Origin of the sequence: Lysinibacillus sp. NPDC096418 (assembly GCF_044762775.1) — a bacterium.
Taxonomy (GTDB): domain Bacteria; phylum Bacillota; class Bacilli; order Bacillales_A; family Planococcaceae; genus Lysinibacillus.
This window is the reverse complement of sequence record NZ_JBIWEY010000043.1, coordinates 1-19052: the sequence shown is the minus strand read 5'-3', so window position 1 is coordinate 19052 and position 19052 is coordinate 1. Positions and strand designations below refer to the sequence as shown.

General features: G+C 37.4%; 18 protein-coding genes. 10 read left to right on the top strand and 8 right to left on the bottom strand.

Translation table 11 applies throughout. The annotated features are described in order from the left end of the window. Window positions 1-45: 45 nt before the first annotated feature. Both ACIQZG_RS21675 and ACIQZG_RS21670 read right to left on the bottom strand, forming a co-directional pair. A complete protein-coding gene (locus ACIQZG_RS21675; RefSeq protein ID WP_402757774.1) occupies window positions 46-228 on the bottom strand; it encodes a tyrosine-type recombinase/integrase in 183 nt (60 codons plus the stop codon). 29 nt (window positions 229-257) lie between these two features. Further along, a complete protein-coding gene (locus ACIQZG_RS21670) occupies window positions 258-485 on the bottom strand; it encodes a hypothetical protein (protein WP_402757772.1) in 228 nt (75 codons plus the stop codon). A gap of 88 nt (window positions 486-573) precedes the next feature. Here ACIQZG_RS21670 and ACIQZG_RS21665 point away from each other — a divergent pair, with 88 nt between their 5' ends. Beyond that, entirely contained in the window at window positions 574-1476 is a 903-nt protein-coding gene (locus tag ACIQZG_RS21665; protein WP_402757770.1) for a hypothetical protein, read from the top strand. Between the two features lie 995 nt (window positions 1477-2471). Here the strand turns inward: ACIQZG_RS21665 and ACIQZG_RS21660 are convergent. Further along, window positions 2472-3083, bottom strand: a complete 612-nt coding sequence (locus tag ACIQZG_RS21660; RefSeq protein WP_402757768.1) for a spore coat protein — start codon at window positions 3081-3083, stop codon at window positions 2472-2474. 250 nt (window positions 3084-3333) lie between these two features. On the opposite strand from ACIQZG_RS21660, the gene ACIQZG_RS21655 reads away from it, so the two are divergent. From ACIQZG_RS21655 to ACIQZG_RS21615, 9 genes are all read left to right on the top strand, one after another. Then, window positions 3334-5613, top strand: a complete 2280-nt coding sequence (locus ACIQZG_RS21655) for a S9 family peptidase (RefSeq protein ID WP_402757766.1) — start codon at window positions 3334-3336, stop codon at window positions 5611-5613. Window positions 5614-5685: 72 nt separating this feature from the next. Then, on the top strand, window positions 5686-5916 hold the full coding sequence (locus ACIQZG_RS21650) for a glutaredoxin family protein (protein WP_402757764.1): 231 nt from the start codon (window positions 5686-5688) through the stop codon (window positions 5914-5916). 132 nt (window positions 5917-6048) lie between these two features. Then, on the top strand, window positions 6049-7077 hold the full coding sequence (locus tag ACIQZG_RS21645; protein WP_402757814.1) for a sugar-binding transcriptional regulator: 1029 nt from the start codon (window positions 6049-6051) through the stop codon (window positions 7075-7077). A 34-nt stretch (window positions 7078-7111) separates the two neighbouring features. Beyond that, complete coding sequence (gene gap / locus ACIQZG_RS21640) at window positions 7112-8125, top strand: type I glyceraldehyde-3-phosphate dehydrogenase (RefSeq protein ID WP_402757762.1); 1014 nt, start codon at window positions 7112-7114, stop codon at window positions 8123-8125. Window positions 8126-8437: 312 nt separating this feature from the next. Continuing rightward, window positions 8438-9622, top strand: a complete 1185-nt coding sequence (locus tag ACIQZG_RS21635; RefSeq protein ID WP_402757760.1) for a phosphoglycerate kinase — start codon at window positions 8438-8440, stop codon at window positions 9620-9622. Window positions 9623-9641: 19 nt separating this feature from the next. Beyond that, the gene (tpiA, locus tag ACIQZG_RS21630) at window positions 9642-10403 is read left to right on the top strand and encodes a triose-phosphate isomerase (RefSeq protein ID WP_402757758.1); all 762 of its coding nucleotides are present in this window, start codon (window positions 9642-9644) and stop codon (window positions 10401-10403) included. Then, window positions 10396-11937 (top strand): 2,3-bisphosphoglycerate-independent phosphoglycerate mutase, encoded by a 1542-nt coding sequence (gene gpmI, locus ACIQZG_RS21625; RefSeq protein WP_402757756.1) that lies wholly within the window; start codon window positions 10396-10398, stop codon window positions 11935-11937. The genes tpiA and gpmI overlap by 8 nt, the downstream gene beginning before the upstream one ends. A gap of 2 nt (window positions 11938-11939) precedes the next feature. Beyond that, complete coding sequence (eno, locus tag ACIQZG_RS21620) at window positions 11940-13232, top strand: phosphopyruvate hydratase (protein ID WP_402757754.1); 1293 nt, start codon at window positions 11940-11942, stop codon at window positions 13230-13232. A 105-nt stretch (window positions 13233-13337) separates the two neighbouring features. After that, a complete protein-coding gene (locus ACIQZG_RS21615) occupies window positions 13338-14159 on the top strand; it encodes a methyl-accepting chemotaxis protein (RefSeq protein ID WP_402757752.1) in 822 nt (273 codons plus the stop codon). Window positions 14160-14439: 280 nt separating this feature from the next. On the opposite strand, the gene dltD is transcribed toward ACIQZG_RS21615, so the two are convergent. Genes dltD through ACIQZG_RS21590 form a run of 5 tightly spaced genes read right to left on the bottom strand, consistent with a single transcriptional unit; the run spans window position 14440 to window position 18654 of the window. Then, window positions 14440-15615, bottom strand: coding sequence for a D-alanyl-lipoteichoic acid biosynthesis protein DltD (gene dltD, locus ACIQZG_RS21610; RefSeq protein WP_402757750.1), 1176 nt, complete (start codon window positions 15613-15615; stop codon window positions 14440-14442). Continuing rightward, window positions 15612-15845, bottom strand: a complete 234-nt coding sequence (gene dltC, locus ACIQZG_RS21605; protein WP_402757748.1) for a D-alanine--poly(phosphoribitol) ligase subunit 2 — start codon at window positions 15843-15845, stop codon at window positions 15612-15614. Before dltC ends, dltD begins: the two co-directional genes overlap by 4 nt. A 22-nt stretch (window positions 15846-15867) precedes the next feature. Continuing rightward, window positions 15868-17031: a D-alanyl-lipoteichoic acid biosynthesis protein DltB gene (gene dltB, locus ACIQZG_RS21600; protein ID WP_402757747.1), complete on the bottom strand. Its 1164-nt coding sequence runs from the start codon at window positions 17029-17031 to the stop codon at window positions 15868-15870. Further along, window positions 17028-18500 carry a D-alanine--poly(phosphoribitol) ligase subunit DltA gene (dltA, locus tag ACIQZG_RS21595; RefSeq protein ID WP_402757745.1) on the bottom strand — a complete coding sequence of 491 codons (1473 nt, stop codon included), beginning with the start codon at window positions 18498-18500 and terminating at the stop codon, window positions 17028-17030. Before dltA ends, dltB begins: the two co-directional genes overlap by 4 nt. A gap of 16 nt (window positions 18501-18516) precedes the next feature. Further along, window positions 18517-18654 carry a teichoic acid D-Ala incorporation-associated protein DltX gene (locus ACIQZG_RS21590; protein ID WP_402757743.1) on the bottom strand — a complete coding sequence of 46 codons (138 nt, stop codon included), beginning with the start codon at window positions 18652-18654 and terminating at the stop codon, window positions 18517-18519. Window positions 18655-19052 lie beyond the last annotated feature (398 nt).

Here is a 19052-nt window from a genome sequence, read left to right as displayed (position 1 = left end):
GGGATTTAGCATATTCATCTAAAAAAGTCTGATATCCATCGCTACTTATTTTTGGATAGGCTTGTCTTTAAAATATTCCTTGGCCCGGTTTAATGAATCCTTGTAGCGCCGATAAGTATTTACGTGCTTACCACTTTTAAACTTTTCAACCCATACCTCGAAAAAATCGGCAAATGCCTTATCTCGTGTTAGAACATTGCCACCTTTCTGCAAAATCGTATTCGACATTAAAAAGATACTGTATATGTAGTATAGTTTTAGCGTTTGCTTTTTTTTGTAGCAGCTTCTTGCTCAGCTTTTAAACGAGCTTCTTCCTCTATTTTAGCCTTAGCTTCAGCTTCAACTTCAACTTTAGCTTTTTGTTCAGCCAAAGCTTTTTCTTCAGCTTCTTTAGCCTCACGCGAAGACCGTAGCGGAAATCTACGGTTTTTATGAGAATACATTGTAAAATATGGATAATCAACACGCCTGCTTTTCGGAATCATCTTAACGTACAAAATTTCCGTTTTGGTAGTGGAATCCTTATAATAAAAGAAAGAATATTTATAATCATGTGTGAAAGGTGGATATAAAGTGAAAGTTTTTGGAACAAAAAGTGGTGAATTTAAATTAAAGAAGAACAAATCGCATGTAAATGATGATAAAACATTACGCGCGAGTGATGTGCAACAGCTAGATTTAACGTGGTTTCCAATTGTGAAAGATTTTGAAGTGGTAGTAACAGAAGATACTAACATGCTCTCATTTTATAGCGCGAAAAGAAAGGAACAGCTGACGACGTTTCCTCGGCATTATGCATTGGAAGAATGGGATGAAGAAGATATCCCATTAGGAACTCGCACAGAGCCGTATATTGATCGAAAAGAAAGCTGGCAAGTAAGGATATTCGAGGAGAATAACTTCGTTTATATTTTACAGGGCCATAATAAAAACATACATACATGGTATAAAACACCGAGAAATACATATTTGAAACAATGGATAAAACTATTGAAGCGATACTGGCAGACAAACATCGTCATTGGTACAACGAGTGGTGAATTTAATATTAGAAGCATCAATCAAGAAGCACATATTAATAATGGAGGACTGTTAAAAAATATAAATAATGATAATTTGCATAAGGTAAAGTTGGCATCTTTCCCGATTGTAGAGGATTTCGAAATTTTAGTGGGGAAGAAAAAAATCGATTATTTTTATTTTTATAGTGCAAGTAGAAATGAAATATTGAACAATTTTTGGGGCTGGCCTTCATTTGCTAATTTTTTGAGCAGTACGAACATTTCCATCGATAGGCCTTTTAGTGACGTTGATCAAGGCTGGCAAGTTATCATATTTGAGCATGGAGAATTTGTTTATGTATTAAGTGGTGGAGAATATACAAACAAGAAAAATATTATAAAAAAATGGTACAAAGTAAAAAAAGAAATGTTTGAACTTGAGTGCTATAAGTTGCTGAAAGAAAATTGTCGCTAGTTTAGAACCCTTTCTTCTATATATTATATTCTTCAGGAGCAACAAATTTTCTGTTAAAATGCATTTTATCTATTGATAAAGATAGTACTTCCTAGTAGAGTAAAAGAGGTAAATTAAGTGCAAAAAAATTAAGTGTTTTTATCTACAACACAGATACTACACAACTACCTTATAAAACATTGATATAATGCACTTTTACTATGCCCTCCGAGGGTGCCATTTTAATAGTGCATATGCCTTGTGATTAATATAATAAACCTCACAAATGTTACTGTACCAACATTTGTGAGGTTTCTCTTTTTTGCAAATTCCCTAAAAGTTGTGAAAAGTCATTAGAGAACTATACTACACATCTTCATCTGTATCTTCTTTGTAAATGTATAATACTTTTTAATCCTCACGAGAAAGTTATTCCCTGAATCCTTTATGTTTTTAGTTACAACCTTAAGATTCCCAATATGGTGGTAAAGTAAACCAGTTTCTTTATCTTATATAGTGTTTATGTATTTTCTAACCGAGTGTTTTTCTTATATATAAAATCTGATTAAAATTCATGAATTTGAAACATTTCTATTGATAAAGATTCTAAATCCTAGTACAGTATTAGAGGTGTTGTTTGGTAAAGTAACTATTGGTAACAAGTAGCTTAGTTTAAGCTTGCTATAACATACTTATATTATGCCCTTTGTGGCGCCATTTTTCTGATTGATTAAGTAGAATTTTTCCGATAAGTAGTTTAGCAGCCTACTTAATGGAAAGGTGAAAGGTAAGATTAGGAATACTGTTTCATCAGCTTTATTCCCTAATTACATCCTTTCGAACCTAAAAGATGCAACAACTCCAAAATACTTTTAGTGAACATATCGAACGTGAGACTAGTTAGCTAGTCCAAAAAAGAATCCCTATCTGAGGGGGATTCTTTTTTGTTTTACTAAAATAAATAATTAAGAAGAAAAACCATTCGTAGCGTAGTAGCAATGAATGGTTTTTTTGTTTTAATGGAGGGGATTTTTTGTTGTTGCGAAGGCATCGAGCATTTGGCGCATATCTTGTTCAGAGTATTGCGGGACTTGATAGTAGCCATGTTTGTTTTGGTAAATGGATATTTCGTAGGCCATTTCGATGCAGTTGGGGATACTATCAGCAACGACACGACGAACCACAGGGTTGGTTGTTTCTAGTGCAGCAGAGGTCATGCCTTTTGCTGCGCCTTTATGTGCACCGAGTAAGAAGCCTGAAATTGTTTCATCGTTAATTTCATTCGCATTTTGCATCGGTGTTTTAGGTTGGCCTGGTTTTAGGCCATATGTGAAGTTATTGCCTGTTTCCATTTGATAACGCCCAGTTGGTACAGATGGGTCATGACCAGTCTTGTAGGATTCAACAATGGTATTATAAGCGCCAACTGTGAAATTGTATTGACGATCTAAAATACTGAGTAGCTCGGGGTCTTTTACATGAGGACGCAAAATAATGGATTGATTGAGCCCTGCAATAATCTCACCAATTGTTTCATGCATGTCCATCATTTCATGACCACCATGATTTAGGCTTTGTTGTTGATTGAATGATGAATTAGGTTGCTCATTAGAAAATGATTGTGACAATTAAATTCCTCCTCTGTGACAATTTTTGATGCAGTATGTAGTATGGTTGAAATTTTGTTTTTCATACGAGAAAAGAGCAGTTGTAATATACGCGATTTTTTGGTTATTTCTAAAGTTTTATTAATGATAAATAATAAATGAAATATAGTAAAAAACATTTATTTCAAATATTGACAACTACATATGAATTGGTATAATTTTCTTGTATCGACATTCGATATAGCGATAGCTGATATAAGGAGGAGTCAATTTGAAAAAGAGATTTTTACCAACATCATTAGCAGTTATTTTAGCTGCATCTGTTGTCTATCCTGTCACAATGCAAGAAGTGCGAGCGGTAAATGAACCAAACAAGAGTGTACTTGCAGTGACACAAGAAAAACGATTATCGGTGAAGGAATTTCTTGATTTGGCAGTAACTACTTTAACGTTCCAACACGGTTCAGACACAATGCGTAAGCAAGTGATTGCTGAATTGGTGAAAGATGGAGAGTTGAAAAATGAAAATTTTAACATTAAACATGATGAAGTTGCTCGTGTTTTGGTAAGAGCGCTTGGTCAAGAGGAAAATGAAAAAAGCCTGACAGAATACAAAGCAAAAGCGGAAGTGCTTGGCTTGTTTGAAGGAATTTCGAATGAATTTACTACAATTACTGAAAAAGATGCAACGATTATTTTGAGTAATAGTCTGAAAGTTAAAAATGCAACGGATAATAAAGGTGTAAAAGAGATTTCGGTAGAGGATTTCATGCGTAAACCTGGAAACGTTGCTTATGAACTTTCACCGGATGGAAATTACATCACATACGCTTCAGATTGGGAAAATCGATTAAATGTATTCGTGAAAAAAATGAATGATGATAGTGAACCAGTACGTGTTTCTAACTCAAAAGATCGTGATATTGGAGGGTTCTTCTGGAAAGGTGATACGCTTCTTTATTTAAAAGATAACGGTGGTGATGAAAATTTCCATATTTACTCTTCTACATTTAATGGATTAGAGGAAAAAGATTTAACGCCATATCCTGGTGTAACTGTTGGCATGTTAAGTAGTTTAGAAGGTGTTAAAGATGAAATACTAATCATGATGAATAAAGAAGATGCTACAGTGTTTGATGTTTATAAGTTTAATGTGAAAACGGGCGATACGACACTTGTTGCAAAAAATCCTGGAAATATTCTTAGCTGGATAGCTGATCGAAACGGGAATATTCGAATTGCAGTGGCATCAGATGGTGTCGAAGGAGTTATTTTATATCGCGAAACAGAGAAGGATGAATTTAAGCCTTTTATTGAGATAGAAGCAGGGGATGATGTTACGCCAATAGCATTCTCAAAAGATAATAAGTATATTTACGCAAAGTCTAATAAAGGAAGAGACAAAGTCGAGATAGTGAAATACGACTTAGAAGGTAATGAAACAGTTATTATGTCACATCCGGATGTAGATGTCTCGGGCGTATTATATAATTCGTTGCAAGACAAAATATTATACGGAGCTTATGTAACAGATAAAGTACATTATAAGTTTTATGATAATAACTTTGAACAGTTATTCCGTAAAATTCAAAATAAATTAGGTGTAAAAGAAAGTGAATTGGGCATTAATGATTTTAATAAAGAAATGACAAAGTTTATCGTGAGTATTTCAAGTGACACATTGTTCGGCAAATACTATTACTATGACTCAACAACAGATGAATTATCAGAGCTTGCTACTTTAAGTTCGTGGTTAAAGTCAGAGGAACTGGCTGAGATGCATCCTATTTCTTATACGAGTCGGGATGGTTTAACAATTAACGGCTATTTAACATTGCCGAAAAATAAGAAAGCTGAGGATTTACCTCTAATCGTTAACCCGCATGGTGGACCTTGGGCACGTGATATGTGGGGCTTTAATCCGGAAGTACAACTTTTAGCGAATCGTGGATATGCGGTTTTACAAGTGAACTTCCGCTCGTCGACTGGTTACGGCAAAGAATTCCTACAAGCAGGCAATAAACAATGGGGCTTAAAAATTCAAGATGATATAACTGATGGCGTCCAATGGGCAATTGATCAAGGTATTGCAGATCCTAAGCGTATTGGTATTTACGGTGCATCATTTGGTGGTTATGCGACATTAGCAGGCATCACATCAACACCAGACTTGTACGCAGCAGCAGTCGATTATGTAGGAGTATCGAATATTTTCACGTTCTTAGATACAGTACCACCTTATTGGGACACAATGCGTAATATGCTATATGAGAGAGTAGGGCATCCAGAAAAGGATAAAGAATTGTTAACGGCAGTTTCGCCAGTGTTCCATGTTGATAAAATTAAAACACCTTTATTTGTAGCACAAGGTGCGAACGATCCGCGTGTTAATCAAGCGGAATCAGACCAAATTGTTGAAGCGCTCCGTGCTAGAGGTGTAGACGTAGAATACATGCTGAAAGAAAATGAGGGCCATGGCTTCGCAAACGAAGAAAATAGTATCGAGTTTTATAATGCGATGATAAAATTCTTCGATAAACATCTAAAATAAATTGTTTTGAGGCTGAGCAGGAATTGACCTTCCTGTTCAGCCTTTTATAATGAGAGACAGGAGGTGCTTTTTATGCATATAAAATACTATGGTAGAGCAAATTGTGAATTATGTGTGGAGGGACTTCGCACTTTAAAGCTCGTACAGGATGATTTAGCTTTTGAAATTGAAATTATAGATATAGAAGAAAATGATGCAATTAACGAGAAGTATATGTTAATGATTCCTGTTGTGGAAAAAGAAGGTCGGATATTGAAGTACGGATATTTGGATTACGCAACATTACTCGAAGCACTTGAATAAAAAGTGCTTTTTTTTGATAAAATAATTTGTATTTTACTGCGCTACGTATTATAATCATTTTGTAAGTGGGACATAATATTATGCAGTGGGACCAAAAGTGACCCGCGTTATGAAAAAAGAGGGTGCATGAATATTTTATCGACACATGAGGCACAAAAAAAATTGCTTCCGGAGATGTGCCAACTCCTCCTAACAAGGTACCGAATTTTGCAAACAGTACATTTGATGCAACCGATTGGAAGACGAGTTCTTGCAGAGACGCTAAAAATGACAGAGCGAGAAGTTCGCAAAGAAACTGAAATTTTACGTGAGCAAGTGTTATTAGAATCGGATAAATCGGGAATGTTATGTACTGAGGACGGTTTAGCTGTAATCGAGCAATTGCAAGAAATGGTATATGAATGGACTGGTTTAACACATCTAGCGCTAACGCTAAAAGAGGGTTTAGGTGTGCAAAGTGTTATTGTTGTACCTGGCAATTACGATGAAGATGAGACAGTGTTAACGTTACTCGGTAAGGAAGCGGCAAAGCACTTCAATGAGTCGATTAGTAGCGGACAAATTGTGGCAGTCACTGGTGGCAAAACAGTCGCTTCATTAGCCCAATTTTTAGAATTGGACAATGAACGACAAAATGTAACATTTGTCGCTGCACGAGGCGGTATTGGTCATGAGATGCAAATGCAGGCAAATACACTCGTTGCAATGTTTGCTGCAAAAATGGATGCACAATACCGAACGCTATTTTTACCGGAGCATTTGAGTGAACAGGCGTATCAGGCGATGTTAACAGAGCCAATGGTAGTTGACATGATGAAGTACTACGATCAGTCAGATTGTGTCATTCATGGAATTGGTTCCGCTGAGGAAATGGCGATTCGTCGTAATTCTTCACCCGATGATTTACGGATTCTTGAAGAGAAAGGGGCTGTCAGTGAAGCATTCGGTTATTATTTCAATGCCGATGGTGAAATTGTACATCGTATTCGTACGATTGGTATCCAACTCGAACAAGTGAAAAAATGTAATAACTTAATAGCGGTAGCAGCCGGTAAACAGAAAGTGAATCCGATTTTATCTTATTTTAAGGTAGCGCCAAAGCAAACTGTTTTCATAACAGATGAGGCGACAGCGAAGGCTATAGCAGAAAGTTTACTGTAATAAAATATATAAAACATTATTGGAGGAATTGACAATGGCATTACAATTAGCGATTAATGGATTTGGACGTATTGGACGTGTAGTATTTCGTGAGGCAATGAAGCATGATGAAATCGAAGTGGTAGCAATTAATGATTTAACAGATGCTGCTCAACTGGCACACTTATTAAAATATGACTCAGTACACGGTATCTTTGATGGTGATGTTCATGCTGATGGCGATTCTATCGTAGTGAATGGTAAAAAAATTAAAGTATCAGCTGAAAAAGATCCTTCTAAATTACCTTGGGGTGAACTAGGTGTAGACGTAGTTCTTGAATGTACAGGTCGATTCAAAACGAAGGAAGAAGTAGGCATGCATATTGAAGCAGGTGCGAAAAAAGCAATTCTTTCTGCGCCAGGTAACGGTATGCCAACATTTGTAATGGGTGTAAACAACGAAGACTATAACCCAGAAACAGATCACGTATTCTCAAATGCTTCTTGTACAACAAACTGCTTAGCTCCAGTAGCAAAAGTTTTAGATGAGAAATTCGGTATCGTGCGCGGTATGATGACTACAATTCACTCATACACAAACGACCAACGTATCTTAGATTTACCACATGCTGACGCTCGTCGTGCTCGTGCAGGTGCAGTTTCAATGATTCCAACTACTACTGGTGCTGCTGTAGCGGTATCAAAAGTTTTACCACAATTAAAAGGTAAACTAGATGGTTTCTCAATGCGTGTACCTACACCAAACGTATCTTGTGTAGACTTAGTAGTTGAACTTAAAGAAGAAGTTACTAAAGAGTCAATTAACGAAGCCTTAAAAGCAGCATCTGAAGGTGAACTAAAAGGTATCTTAGGTTACAACGAACTTCCATTAGTATCAATTGACTACAATGGTAACAACCATTCTTCTACTGTAGATGGTCTTTCAACAATGGTAATGGAAAACCGCATGGTAAAAGTTTTAGCTTGGTATGACAATGAAGTTGGCTATTCAACTCGTTTAATGGATTTAGCACTTTATGTGTATAAACGCGGTATTAACACTAAATAAGTGTCATTATTCGTAATTCAAAGTAAAAAGTGTGACATAATACGACTTTTTACGTCTAAAAAGTATAGCCTTTATAATATCAAAAAGATATAATATACGAGGGTAAAAGGAGTAAGGAACATTTATCCTTACTCCTTTTTTGATAAAATATACGATTTAAGTTTTTACCAGTCACTATGAAATAACTTTTGCTACGAATATAGCTGGTAAACGTCCATTTTTGAAAATTTGGTATTGGGGAAAAGTGTGCAAAACCAAGATGGGTGAGGCACTTACACCTATTAACCAACCAACTTTGAAGGGGGTTTCTTCATGTTAAATAAGAAGACGATGCAAGACATTGATGTAAAAGGTAAACGAGTTTTTGTACGAGTAGATTTCAACGTACCAATGGAAAACGGTGCAATCACTGACGAAACACGTATTCGCGCTGCAATTCCAACAATTAAGTATTTAGTGGAGCAAGGCGCTAAAGTAATTTTAGCTTCTCACTTAGGACGTCCAAAAGGTGCAGTTAATGAAGATATGCGCTTAACAGCAGTTGGTATTCGATTAGCTGAATTAATCGGTAAACCAGTGACAAAATTGGATGAGTCAATTGGTGAATCAGTAGAAGCAGCAGTTGCTAAAATGCAAGATGGAGACATTGTGCTACTTGAAAACGTGCGCTTCCATGCGGGTGAAGAGAAAAATGATCCGACACTTGCAGAACAATTTGCTCGTGTTGCAGACGTTTATGTTAATGATGCATTCGGTGCAGCTCACCGCGCCCACTCTTCAACAGAAGGTATTGCAAAACATGTTCCAGCTGTAGCAGGTTTCTTAATGGAGAAAGAATTAGATGTGCTTGGTAAAGCATTATCTGAACCAGAGCGTCCATTTACAGCTATTATTGGTGGAGCGAAAGTAAAGGATAAAATCGGCGTAATTGAAAGCTTACTTGAAAAAGTAGACCATTTAATTATCGGCGGTGGCTTATCTTACACATTCCTTAAAGCACAAGGCTATGATGTCGGACAGTCTCTTTTAGAAGAAGATAAAATTGAATTAGCTAAAGGATTCATTCAAAAAGCTAAAGATAAAGGCGTACAATTACACATGCCTATCGATGCAGTTGTTGCAAATGAATTCTCTAAAGATGCAGAGACACAAGTTGTTGATGTAGATGCGATTCCATCTGACTGGATGGGTCTTGATATCGGACCGAAAACTGCAGCGAACTTCGCTGAAGTTATCAAAAGTTCGAAGTTAATCATTTGGAACGGACCAATGGGTGTGTTTGAAATGGATAAATTCGCAAATGGTACAAAAACTGTAGCAGACGCGATGGCTACAACAGCTGGCTATACTGTAATCGGTGGTGGCGACTCAGCTGCAGCAGTAGAAAAATTCAATGTTGCTGATAAAATGGACCACATCTCAACAGGTGGCGGCGCTTCCTTAGAGTTAATGGAAGGTAAAGAATTACCAGGTATTCTAGCGTTAAACGATAAATAAGTTATGGGAGGCACTATCCATGCGTAAACCAATTATTGCAGGTAACTGGAAAATGTATAAATCATTTGAAGAGGCGGTTCAATTTGTTGATACTGTATTGGACAAAATCCCTTCAAACGATAAAGTAGACGCAGTTATTTGCGCACCAGCTCTTTATTTACCAACTCTTGTGCAAGTTGCAGGTGAATCAGATCTTGCAATCGGTGCGCAAAATATGCACTACGAAAACGAAGGTGCGTTCACAGGGGAAATCAGCCCTACACAATTAGCAAGTATTGACGTGGACTATGTAATTTTAGGTCATTCAGAACGTCGTGAATATTACAATGAAACAGATGAAGCAATTAACAAAAAAGTTGCAGCGGCTCTTGCACATAACATTGTGCCAATTATTTGCTGTGGTGAAACGTTAGAAGAACGTGAAGCGGGTACGACTGAACAAAAAGTGGCTGGTCAAATTACTGCTGCACTTAAAGGTTTCTCAGCACAAGAAGTTGAACATATGGTGATTGCTTACGAACCAATCTGGGCAATCGGTACAGGCAAAACTGCGACAGCTGAAGATGCTAACCAAGTATGTGGAGCTATTCGCGGTGTTATTGAAAAATTATACAGTGCTGAAACAGCAAAAACTGTTCGTATACAATACGGCGGAAGTGTGAAACCTGATAATATCGTAGAGCTACTTTCTAAAGAGCATATTGATGGCGCTTTAGTTGGTGGTGCGAGTCTTCAACCAGAGTCATATTTAAAATTATTGGAGGCGGCAGCAAATGCCTAAACAGCCAGTAGCATTAATTATTTTAGATGGTTTTGCGTTCCGTGATGAAACATTCGGAAATGCAGTAGCACAAGCGAAGAAACCAAACTTCGATCGTTATTGGAGTGAATTTCCTCATTCTACATTAACAGCAGCTGGTGAAGCAGTAGGGTTACCAGACGGTCAAATGGGGAACTCTGAGGTTGGGCATTTAAACATTGGTGCTGGTCGTATCGTGTACCAAAGTTTAACGCGCTTGAACAAATCGATTCGTGAAGGTGATTTCTTTACAAATCAAGCATTCTTAGATGCAATTGCGCATGTAAAAGCAAATAACTCTAAGCTTCATTTAATGGGATTATTATCTGATGGTGGTGTGCATAGTCATTATGAGCATATGTTTGCCCTATTGAAGCTTGCTAAAGAGCAAGGTTTAGAGGATGTATTTGTCCATGGTTTCTTAGATGGCCGTGATGTTGGTCCTGCAACAGCACTTGGTTATATTGAAGAAACTGAAAAGCAAATGGCATCAATCGGTGTTGGTAAATTTGCTTCCATTCATGGCCGTTATTATGCAATGGACCGTGACAAACGCTGGGATCGCGTAGCACTTACGTATAACGTGCTTGCCGAAGGTGTTGGCAATACAGCTGATAGTGCTGTTGCTGGTGTTAAGGAATCTTATGAAAAAGATGTAGTTGATGAGTTTGTTGTGCCGTTTAGCATTCATGAACAAGGCAAGGCAGTTGCGACAATCAATGACAATGATGCAGTCATTTTCTTTAACTTCCGACCAGACCGAGCGATTCAACTATCAAAAGTATTTACTAATAGTGATTTTGATGGCTTTGCACTCTCTGCAAAACATCCGAAAAATTTGAAATTCGTATCCTTCACACATTATAGCGATGAAGTGAATGCGCAAGTTGCTTATGAAAATGACAATTTGAAGAATACGATCGGTGAAGTGTTAGCTGCCAATGGTAAAACACAACTTCGTATTGCAGAAACTGAAAAGTATCCGCACGTTACATTCTTTATGAGTGGTGGTCGTGAGGAAACATTCGCTGGTGAAGAACGTATTTTAATCGCTTCTCCAAAAGTAGCAACGTATGATTTAAAACCAGAAATGAGTGCTTATGAAGTAACAGAAGCATTACTAGAAGCGATTGCTGCAGACAGGTTTGACGGCATTATCTTAAACTTTGCTAATCCAGATATGGTTGGTCATAGTGGTATGTTAGAGCCGACGATTAAAGCAATCGAAGTAGTAGATGAATGTCTTGGTAAAGTGGTAGATGCATTGCTTGCTAAAGGCGGCGCAGCTATTATTACTGCTGACCATGGGAACTCTGACGAGGTGTTAACCTTAGAAGGAAATCCGATGACAGCACATACAACTAACCCTGTTCCGGTAATTGTGACAAAATCGAATTTAGTTTTACGAAATGGTGGCATTTTAGCCGATTTGGCGCCAACCATGTTAGAATTATTAGAGGTGTCACAACCTGCTGAAATGACAGGGAAATCATTAATTGAAAAAGAGGAGAATTAATTATGCCATTTATTACACAAGTTTATGCTCGCGAAGTTTTAGACTCTCGTGGTAACCCAACAGTTGAAGTTGAAGTATTTACAGAATCAGGTGCTTTTGGCCGTGCAATCGTACCATCAGGAGCTTCTACAGGTGAATATGAAGCAGTTGAATTACGCGATGGTGACAAATCTCGTTACCTAGGCAAAGGTGTATTAAAAGCAGTTGAAAACGTAAATACAATTATTTCACAAGAATTAGAAGGAAACTACTCTGTTCTTGACCAAGTAGTTGTTGACCAAGCTTTAATCGAGCTTGATGGTACTGAAAACAAAGGTAAATTAGGTGCTAACGCAATCCTAGGTGTATCTATGGCAGTAGCACACGCTGCAGCAGATTATTTAGATCTACCTCTTTATCAATACCTAGGTGGTTTCAACTCAAAACAACTACCTGTACCAATGATGAACATCATCAACGGTGGTGCGCATGCTGATAACAACGTAGATATCCAAGAATTCATGATTATGCCTGTTGGTGCTGAGTCTTTCCGTCACGCATTACGCATGGGTGCTGAAATCTTCCACAACTTAAAAGACGTACTTAAAAACAAAGGTTACAATACAGCTGTAGGTGACGAAGGTGGTTTCGCGCCAAACCTTGGTTCAAACGAAGAAGCGATCACTGTTATTCTTGAAGCAATCGAAAAAGCTGGTTACAAACCAGGCGAGCAAGTTCGTCTTGCAATGGACGTAGCTTCTTCTGAATTGTTCAACAAAGAAGACGGCAAATACCACTTAGATGGTGAAGGCGTTGTAAAAACTTCTGAAGAAATGGTTGATTGGTACGAAGAGTTAACTTCTAAATACCCAATCATCTCAATCGAAGACGGCCTAGATGAAAACGACTGGGCTGGTCATAAATTATTAACAGATCGTATTGGTTCTCGTGTACAATTAGTAGGAGATGATTTATTCGTTACAAATACGAAGAAATTATCTGCTGGTATCGAGCAAGGCGTTGGCAACTCAATCCTTATCAAAGTTAACCAAATCGGTACACTTACAGAAACATTTGATGCTATTGAAATGGCAAAACGTGCTGGTTACACAGCAGTAATCTCTCACCGTTCTGGTGAATCAGAAGATGCAACTATTGCTGATATCGCAGTAGCTACAAACGCTGGTCAAATTAAAACAGGTGCTCCATCTCGTACAGACCGCGTTGCGAAATACAACCAACTTCTTCGCATTGAAGATCAACTTGGTGCAACTGCACAGTTCAATGGTTTAAATTCTTTCTATAATCTAAAATAAGTTCTAGCAACATTTGGGATGTTCTAAAAGCGTGAAAATACTTTTGGAACATCCCTTTTTTTACATATATAATTGGAGTAAAATAGAAATTAAGGGGGAATTTAGATGGGTATTATGCAATCATTAGTAGAAACTTTGCCACTTTTTCATGAAGTCTTCGACAAAGAAATTGCTATCACATTAAACGACATAGAAACGCGATCAGTGGTATTTGTGTTAGATGGTTCGAAAGTGAAATTACATTTAAAACAAGGTACGATTATTGACGATTCACCGGAACTACGAAATGTATTTCAAGGACGAATAGTGAAATGTGATGTTCCAGTAGAAATGTTCGGTTCACCTATGAATAGTGAAATTTATCCGGTGCGTGAAAACGGTAAGGTCGTTGGCGCGCTAAGCTTTATATTTCCAGTAGAAGCACAGCAAAAAGTTGAAGAATATATGCAAAGTCTACAGACTATCATTAATGATTTACAGCTTAAAGTGACTGCTGTTGCTGCACATTCAGAAGAATTATCTGCAACAAGTGAAACGATGACAGATCGCTCAAGACAAGCACTAGAAAACTCCCAACGTTCTAATGAAGTGACGGATTTCATTAAAACTATTTCAAAACAAACAAATTTACTAGGACTCAATGCTTCAATCGAGGCAGCAAGAGCAGGACAATTCGGTGCAGGCTTTAATATCGTGGCACAAGAGGTTCGTAAGCTTTCCAGTGAAACTTCTACCGCAACAGAGCAAATTGAAACATCATTAAAGACCATCACAGGAAATGTACAAGCGTTAATGGACAGCATGGAGCAAATTCAATTAGCTTCTAATGAACAAGCACAACTTGTACAGGAATTCAGTCAGCTTATTGGAAACTTAAGTGATGTTAGTGGTCAAATGGCGTATTTTATGAAGGAAGTATTGCGTTAGAAAATGAAAGGACTCTCTAATAAAATTGAAAAAGTGCGTTCCGAAAAATGACTATTTTTCGGAATGCACTTTTCTTGTAAGAGAAGAAAGTTTAAGTTTTAGTGATGTCTAGGCATTCGCGCAGCACGCTCGAGGCACGGTCTGCACCCTCGGGCGAAAGTGGTGGACCGTTTACTTTCGCTTCGGGCTCGTAAGCAGCTACAGGATGTGAACGAGCACTGTAGCGCATTTATTCATATACAAGGTGCATAGTTTTGCCATTTGACTTTAGAAATACATTTTAGGACTGCTGCCAAAATTGGTCCAATTCCCGATCAACATATACCCAACCCTTCCATCCAATATGAATCGTATCCATAATAAAATATGGATCATATTCATGGTCAGTGAAATCCACATAAGGGACATCAGCAACTGTTAATAGTTGTTCCATTTTATTGTAATATTGCTGACGGCGTTCCTGTGGGTAATCTCCATAGTCATACCAGTATCCATTTACTGGAATAGACACGAAGAGAGGCTTTGCACCAGCATCCTTTAAAACATCAATCACAAGTTGAAAGTCCTGATATTCTGGTGAATTTGTATAATCCTCATTTTTACGGAAACCTTTTAGTTTCGCAAGATTAGCATTTTCTAGGCGCTTATAAAAGTTGTTTTCAATCATTAGCTCATTAGATACACGTTTTTCCCCGTATGCCTCAGCATGCTGTAGCTGTTGTTCAAACGTTTGATTGATGATCAGCTTGTCATTACTTTTTAATTTAGGTTCCTTAGATGGGAAAAGAGAATAATATAAATCCTTTTTCTCTAGCAAAGACTTTTGCACATAACCTGCCATCATGGCAAGTCTTCCAACAACGGGCTTTTTCTCTCCATTAGATATTTGATATTCATACATTGTTTGTAATAAACTATCTCGCTTTACCGTGTCAAACTGTAGAAGACGCTCCATGGCACGATTGCGAAGTGCCGGGTCAATATCCTTGTTAAAGGCTAAATCATATGTGTGTAGCATGGAGTAATTAGGTGAAAAAAGAAATTCATTCATCCCATCTTCCGTGAACCATTGAGGTGAAATTATAAACACGATTTTTTTATCTTTTAAATTTTTCTCCTGAGCGGCAAAACTTAAAAAATGCGTAATAGATTGCATTCCTCCTCGGCCAATCATAAATGAAGAGTACGGAGCATCCGTAGCGCGAATGTAATTATACGGATGGAATGGGTCAAAACGATTTAACTCTGATGAGCCATATAACGGCATTGAATTTTTTTCTTGTAGCATTCGCCCCTGTAGATAAATACCTTGGAACATTAGGGGATCTAGGCTCGCCTTCGCCTGTTCAACATCTGCATCTGAAATCCACGCTTTAATCCATGAATTTGGGAAGAAGAGAAGAATAGCAAAAAGAACAAAAGCCAATAAAAGTGATAGAAAGCCCTTTTTTATCATTGTCTTTCAGCTAATTTCGCTGCAATGCGATTCGGTGTATTCCATTCTTCACGATCAAAATCCGTAATTGGCACTACAATATCAAAGTGATTTTCAATTTCTACTAATAGGTTGATGGTACCGAAAGAATCTAGTAATCCTTCCTCAAACAAATCCATATCAGGATTTTCTAAAATTACATCGTCCTCACAAATTTCTACTAGCAGTTCTAATACTTGTTGTTTATTCATTTTGTTAAATCTCCTTTAGTGTTTAAAATAATTGTCCTGAAAAAATATAGAAGCCAAAGCAAACCAAATTAAAGGTGATGAATACACCGATTGCATGTGTCCATTTATTTTTCGGCCAGCGTTTATGCTTTTTGTTCCAGCGTTCAAACTTATCAAAGCTAATAATCAACAGTGCATGATACAGTCCATACACAACAAAGTGCCATTCTAGTCCATGCCAGATGCCCATTAAAAAGAACAGCAAAAAGAAGCCTAAATATGAAATTGTGTATTTATTTTTGATCCATCTTTTTTTCGTCATCCAAAGAACAAAGCGCATATATACATAATCTCTAAACCAGAAGGATAGGCTCATATGCCAGCGGTTCCAGAAATCTTTAATGTTACGACTGGTAAATGGTCGATTAAAGTTAATGGGCGTTTGAATGCCCATAATGCGGCTGACACCAACAGCAAATGCACTATAACCAGCAAAATCAAAAAATAAATAAAAGCTATACACATACATATACGCTAATTGCCCCTGAAAAGGTGTCAAATAGTTATACGTATGATTTGGTAAAAAAACAAGCGCATAATTATAAATGAGAAAGGCTAAAATAAATTTATATAAAAAGCCTACAAATATATAATTGATGCCACTCAATAGAAGTTTTTGATAATCATGAGCCGTGGGAACAGTCTGTAAATCCTTACGAAAACGTCGCCAACGATCGATTGGACCCGATGATACCGTTGGGAAGAACAGTAGGAAATAAGCAAGTTCCACTACTAAAATCTCATCCTTCATAAGCCCGTCACGTGTTTCTAAAATCATTTGAACAGCCTTGAAGGTAATATAAGATACTCCAAGGAATCCGAATAAATGGTGAAGCCCGAGAATCGGCAATACCTTTACAAGAACGAGCGGGAGAATCGATAGCAGTACAGCTATTACAAAAACAAAACTGCTATTTTGATGTGCCCGATACTTTTGATAGGCCAAAATGAGGAACAGCTGAAATAGTGTGAAAAGCACGAGAGAAACAGCACCATTTACAGAGTTTCCAAAAATCATCGCTAAAATGACAATCGAAATAAAGATGTTATAGCTTTTGGCTGATTTGCCACGTAGCCCTAACAGAATTGTTGGCATTAATAAAATACCGATTATGATGAAGAAAGCAATATTTCCATATGGCGTCATACGTATTCTAGAACCGCCAATCTTTTTCGATCGACTTTACCGTTTATATTTAAAGGTAATGTATCGATGTAGCTGAATTTTTTAGGTATCATGTAGCTTGGTAAATAATCAGTAAGCAATGATTTTAGCTGCTTGGTCATTTGGAATGGCTTTTCTACAAGTGGCTCACGAAGTACAATATAGGCACAAAGTGAAACGACCTCATCACCTTCCTTTACAGGTACAACCACGCAACTACTAACAGGTGCTAGGTTCTCAATTTTTTTCTCAATCTCTTCAATTTCTAAACGATAGCCATGTAGCTTTACTTGAAAATCTGTACGACCTCCAAAAAATAGGTAGCCATTTTTTTCGTATCCGATATCCCCAGTTTTATAAATGCGTGTACCATCTACTGTAGGAAAGGCTCTTTGTGTTAAATCAGGAGCCCCAAGATAACCTGCACTTAAGGTTGGGCCAGATATAATTAGCTCCCCAGTCTCTAACAACGATAGATTGAGCTCAGACACTGGTGCAATAGGTAACTGCTCATAATGCCGTAAAAGTTCCGCTGTTACCTCTACAAAAGATACTGCAACTGTTGTTTCAGTTGGACCATATAAATTGAAAATGGTTGCTTTTGGGAAGCGAAGCATTAATTCTGTTGCCACTGATTTTGGCAAAACCTCCCCACAAAATAAGAAAGTATCAAGCTCTGGCATTAACTGCTGATGCCATTCCTTATTCATCAAGCACATCTTGGCAAAGGAAGGAGTAGAAGTCCAAACGCGTGTGCCAGAAACGGCCAAATGATCAAATAGTGATTTAGGATTGGCAATTTGCTCTTGTGTGATGGCATAAAGCGTATGTCCTCCCCCCAGTGCAGGATATAAATCCATTACAGATAAATCAAAGGAATAGGGTGCTTGATTCAAAAATACACCTGGTGCCTGTATTGGGAAATTTTCATTCATCCAGGCTACAAAATGTGCTAAATTGTTTGCTGTAATTTGCACGCCCTTAGGATTTCCTGTAGAGCCAGATGTGTAAATAATGTAATAGATTTCCTCATCCTGTACCCATGCGCCTGGCTGTGTCTCAGCGTTCTTAGTTTGTGCTAATAGGTCTTTCACTGCTACTACAGGTATTTTAAAGGAAGTGAGTACTTCCTCCGTCGTTAATACCAGGCCAGCCCCAGATGACTGCGTAATGAACTGGAGTCGCTCAGATGGTGTCGACGAATCAACTGGTACATAAGGGTGTCCTGCCTTTACAGCGCCTAAAAAAGCAACGATTTGTAAGGGGGACATATGTCCATAAACGACAATTGGCTGCTGTCTTTTTAAATCTAGCTCCATTAAGTATTGAGCTACACAATCAGACAAGTGCCAAAGTTCGCCATATGTTAATGAGTCATTATTGACATGATAAGCAGGATTATTAGGGTTTTGCAGTGCCACTTGTTGAATAGAGGCTAATATACTTAACATAAAAAATCTCCTCCTTCTAAAATTCTGTATAAATAAATGGTCCGGCATTCATATCATGGAAGCCATGAATTAGGAACAATAATACTAAAATGATGAAATAAAACAGTGTGAAACCAATGAATCTTAGCTGTTCATTATTCTTGATGAATTGCATATGTCCACCTCCATTTGAAAACTGTATTGATTAATAACTGAGTAAATATACTAAAAAAATGATATTTTTATCAAGTTATTTTTTGTTTTTTTCTTACATATTTATTTTTTAACACTGTTTTGACGGAATGTGTAGAGGAATGTTGCCCTTAACGATTGAATTAATAAAAATATAAGGAAAATTTAAGGTTAATTTAAGGTTTTCTCGGAGTAGGTCGATATGTATCAGGGGAAATGATCCAGTTTTAGCAGGGAGATATTTTCTGTGTGTGGATGAAATGAAAAGAGCGATGTCATAAGTTGATTATTAATGTGGTACCTAAGTCAAGGACAAACTAAAAAAAGAGATTAAGCAGCTAAGAGATGGTTTCTGTATTGTACAGGAGCCATCCTTTTTAG

Coding starts and splice junctions, on each gene's coding strand:
- ACIQZG_RS21675 (WP_402757774.1), bottom strand. CDS start 228: ATGTCGAATACGATTTTGCAGAAAGGTGGCAATGTTCTAACACGAGAT.
- ACIQZG_RS21670 (WP_402757772.1), bottom strand. CDS start 485: ATGATTCCGAAAAGCAGGCGTGTTGATTATCCATATTTTACAATGTAT.
- ACIQZG_RS21650 (WP_402757764.1), top strand. CDS start 5,686: ATGCATATAAAATACTATGGTAGAGCAAATTGTGAATTATGTGTGGAG.
- gap (WP_402757762.1), top strand. CDS start 7,112: ATGGCATTACAATTAGCGATTAATGGATTTGGACGTATTGGACGTGTA.
- ACIQZG_RS21635 (WP_402757760.1), top strand. CDS start 8,438: ATGTTAAATAAGAAGACGATGCAAGACATTGATGTAAAAGGTAAACGA.
- tpiA (WP_402757758.1), top strand. CDS start 9,642: ATGCGTAAACCAATTATTGCAGGTAACTGGAAAATGTATAAATCATTT.
- gpmI (WP_402757756.1), top strand. CDS start 10,396: ATGCCTAAACAGCCAGTAGCATTAATTATTTTAGATGGTTTTGCGTTC.
- eno (WP_402757754.1), top strand. CDS start 11,940: ATGCCATTTATTACACAAGTTTATGCTCGCGAAGTTTTAGACTCTCGT.
- ACIQZG_RS21615 (WP_402757752.1), top strand. CDS start 13,338: ATGGGTATTATGCAATCATTAGTAGAAACTTTGCCACTTTTTCATGAA.
- dltD (WP_402757750.1), bottom strand. CDS start 15,615: ATGATAAAAAAGGGCTTTCTATCACTTTTATTGGCTTTTGTTCTTTTT.
- dltC (WP_402757748.1), bottom strand. CDS start 15,845: ATGAATAAACAACAAGTATTAGAACTGCTAGTAGAAATTTGTGAGGAC.
- dltB (WP_402757747.1), bottom strand. CDS start 17,031: ATGACGCCATATGGAAATATTGCTTTCTTCATCATAATCGGTATTTTA.
- dltA (WP_402757745.1), bottom strand. CDS start 18,500: ATGTTAAGTATATTAGCCTCTATTCAACAAGTGGCACTGCAAAACCCT.
- ACIQZG_RS21590 (WP_402757743.1), bottom strand. CDS start 18,654: ATGCAATTCATCAAGAATAATGAACAGCTAAGATTCATTGGTTTCACA.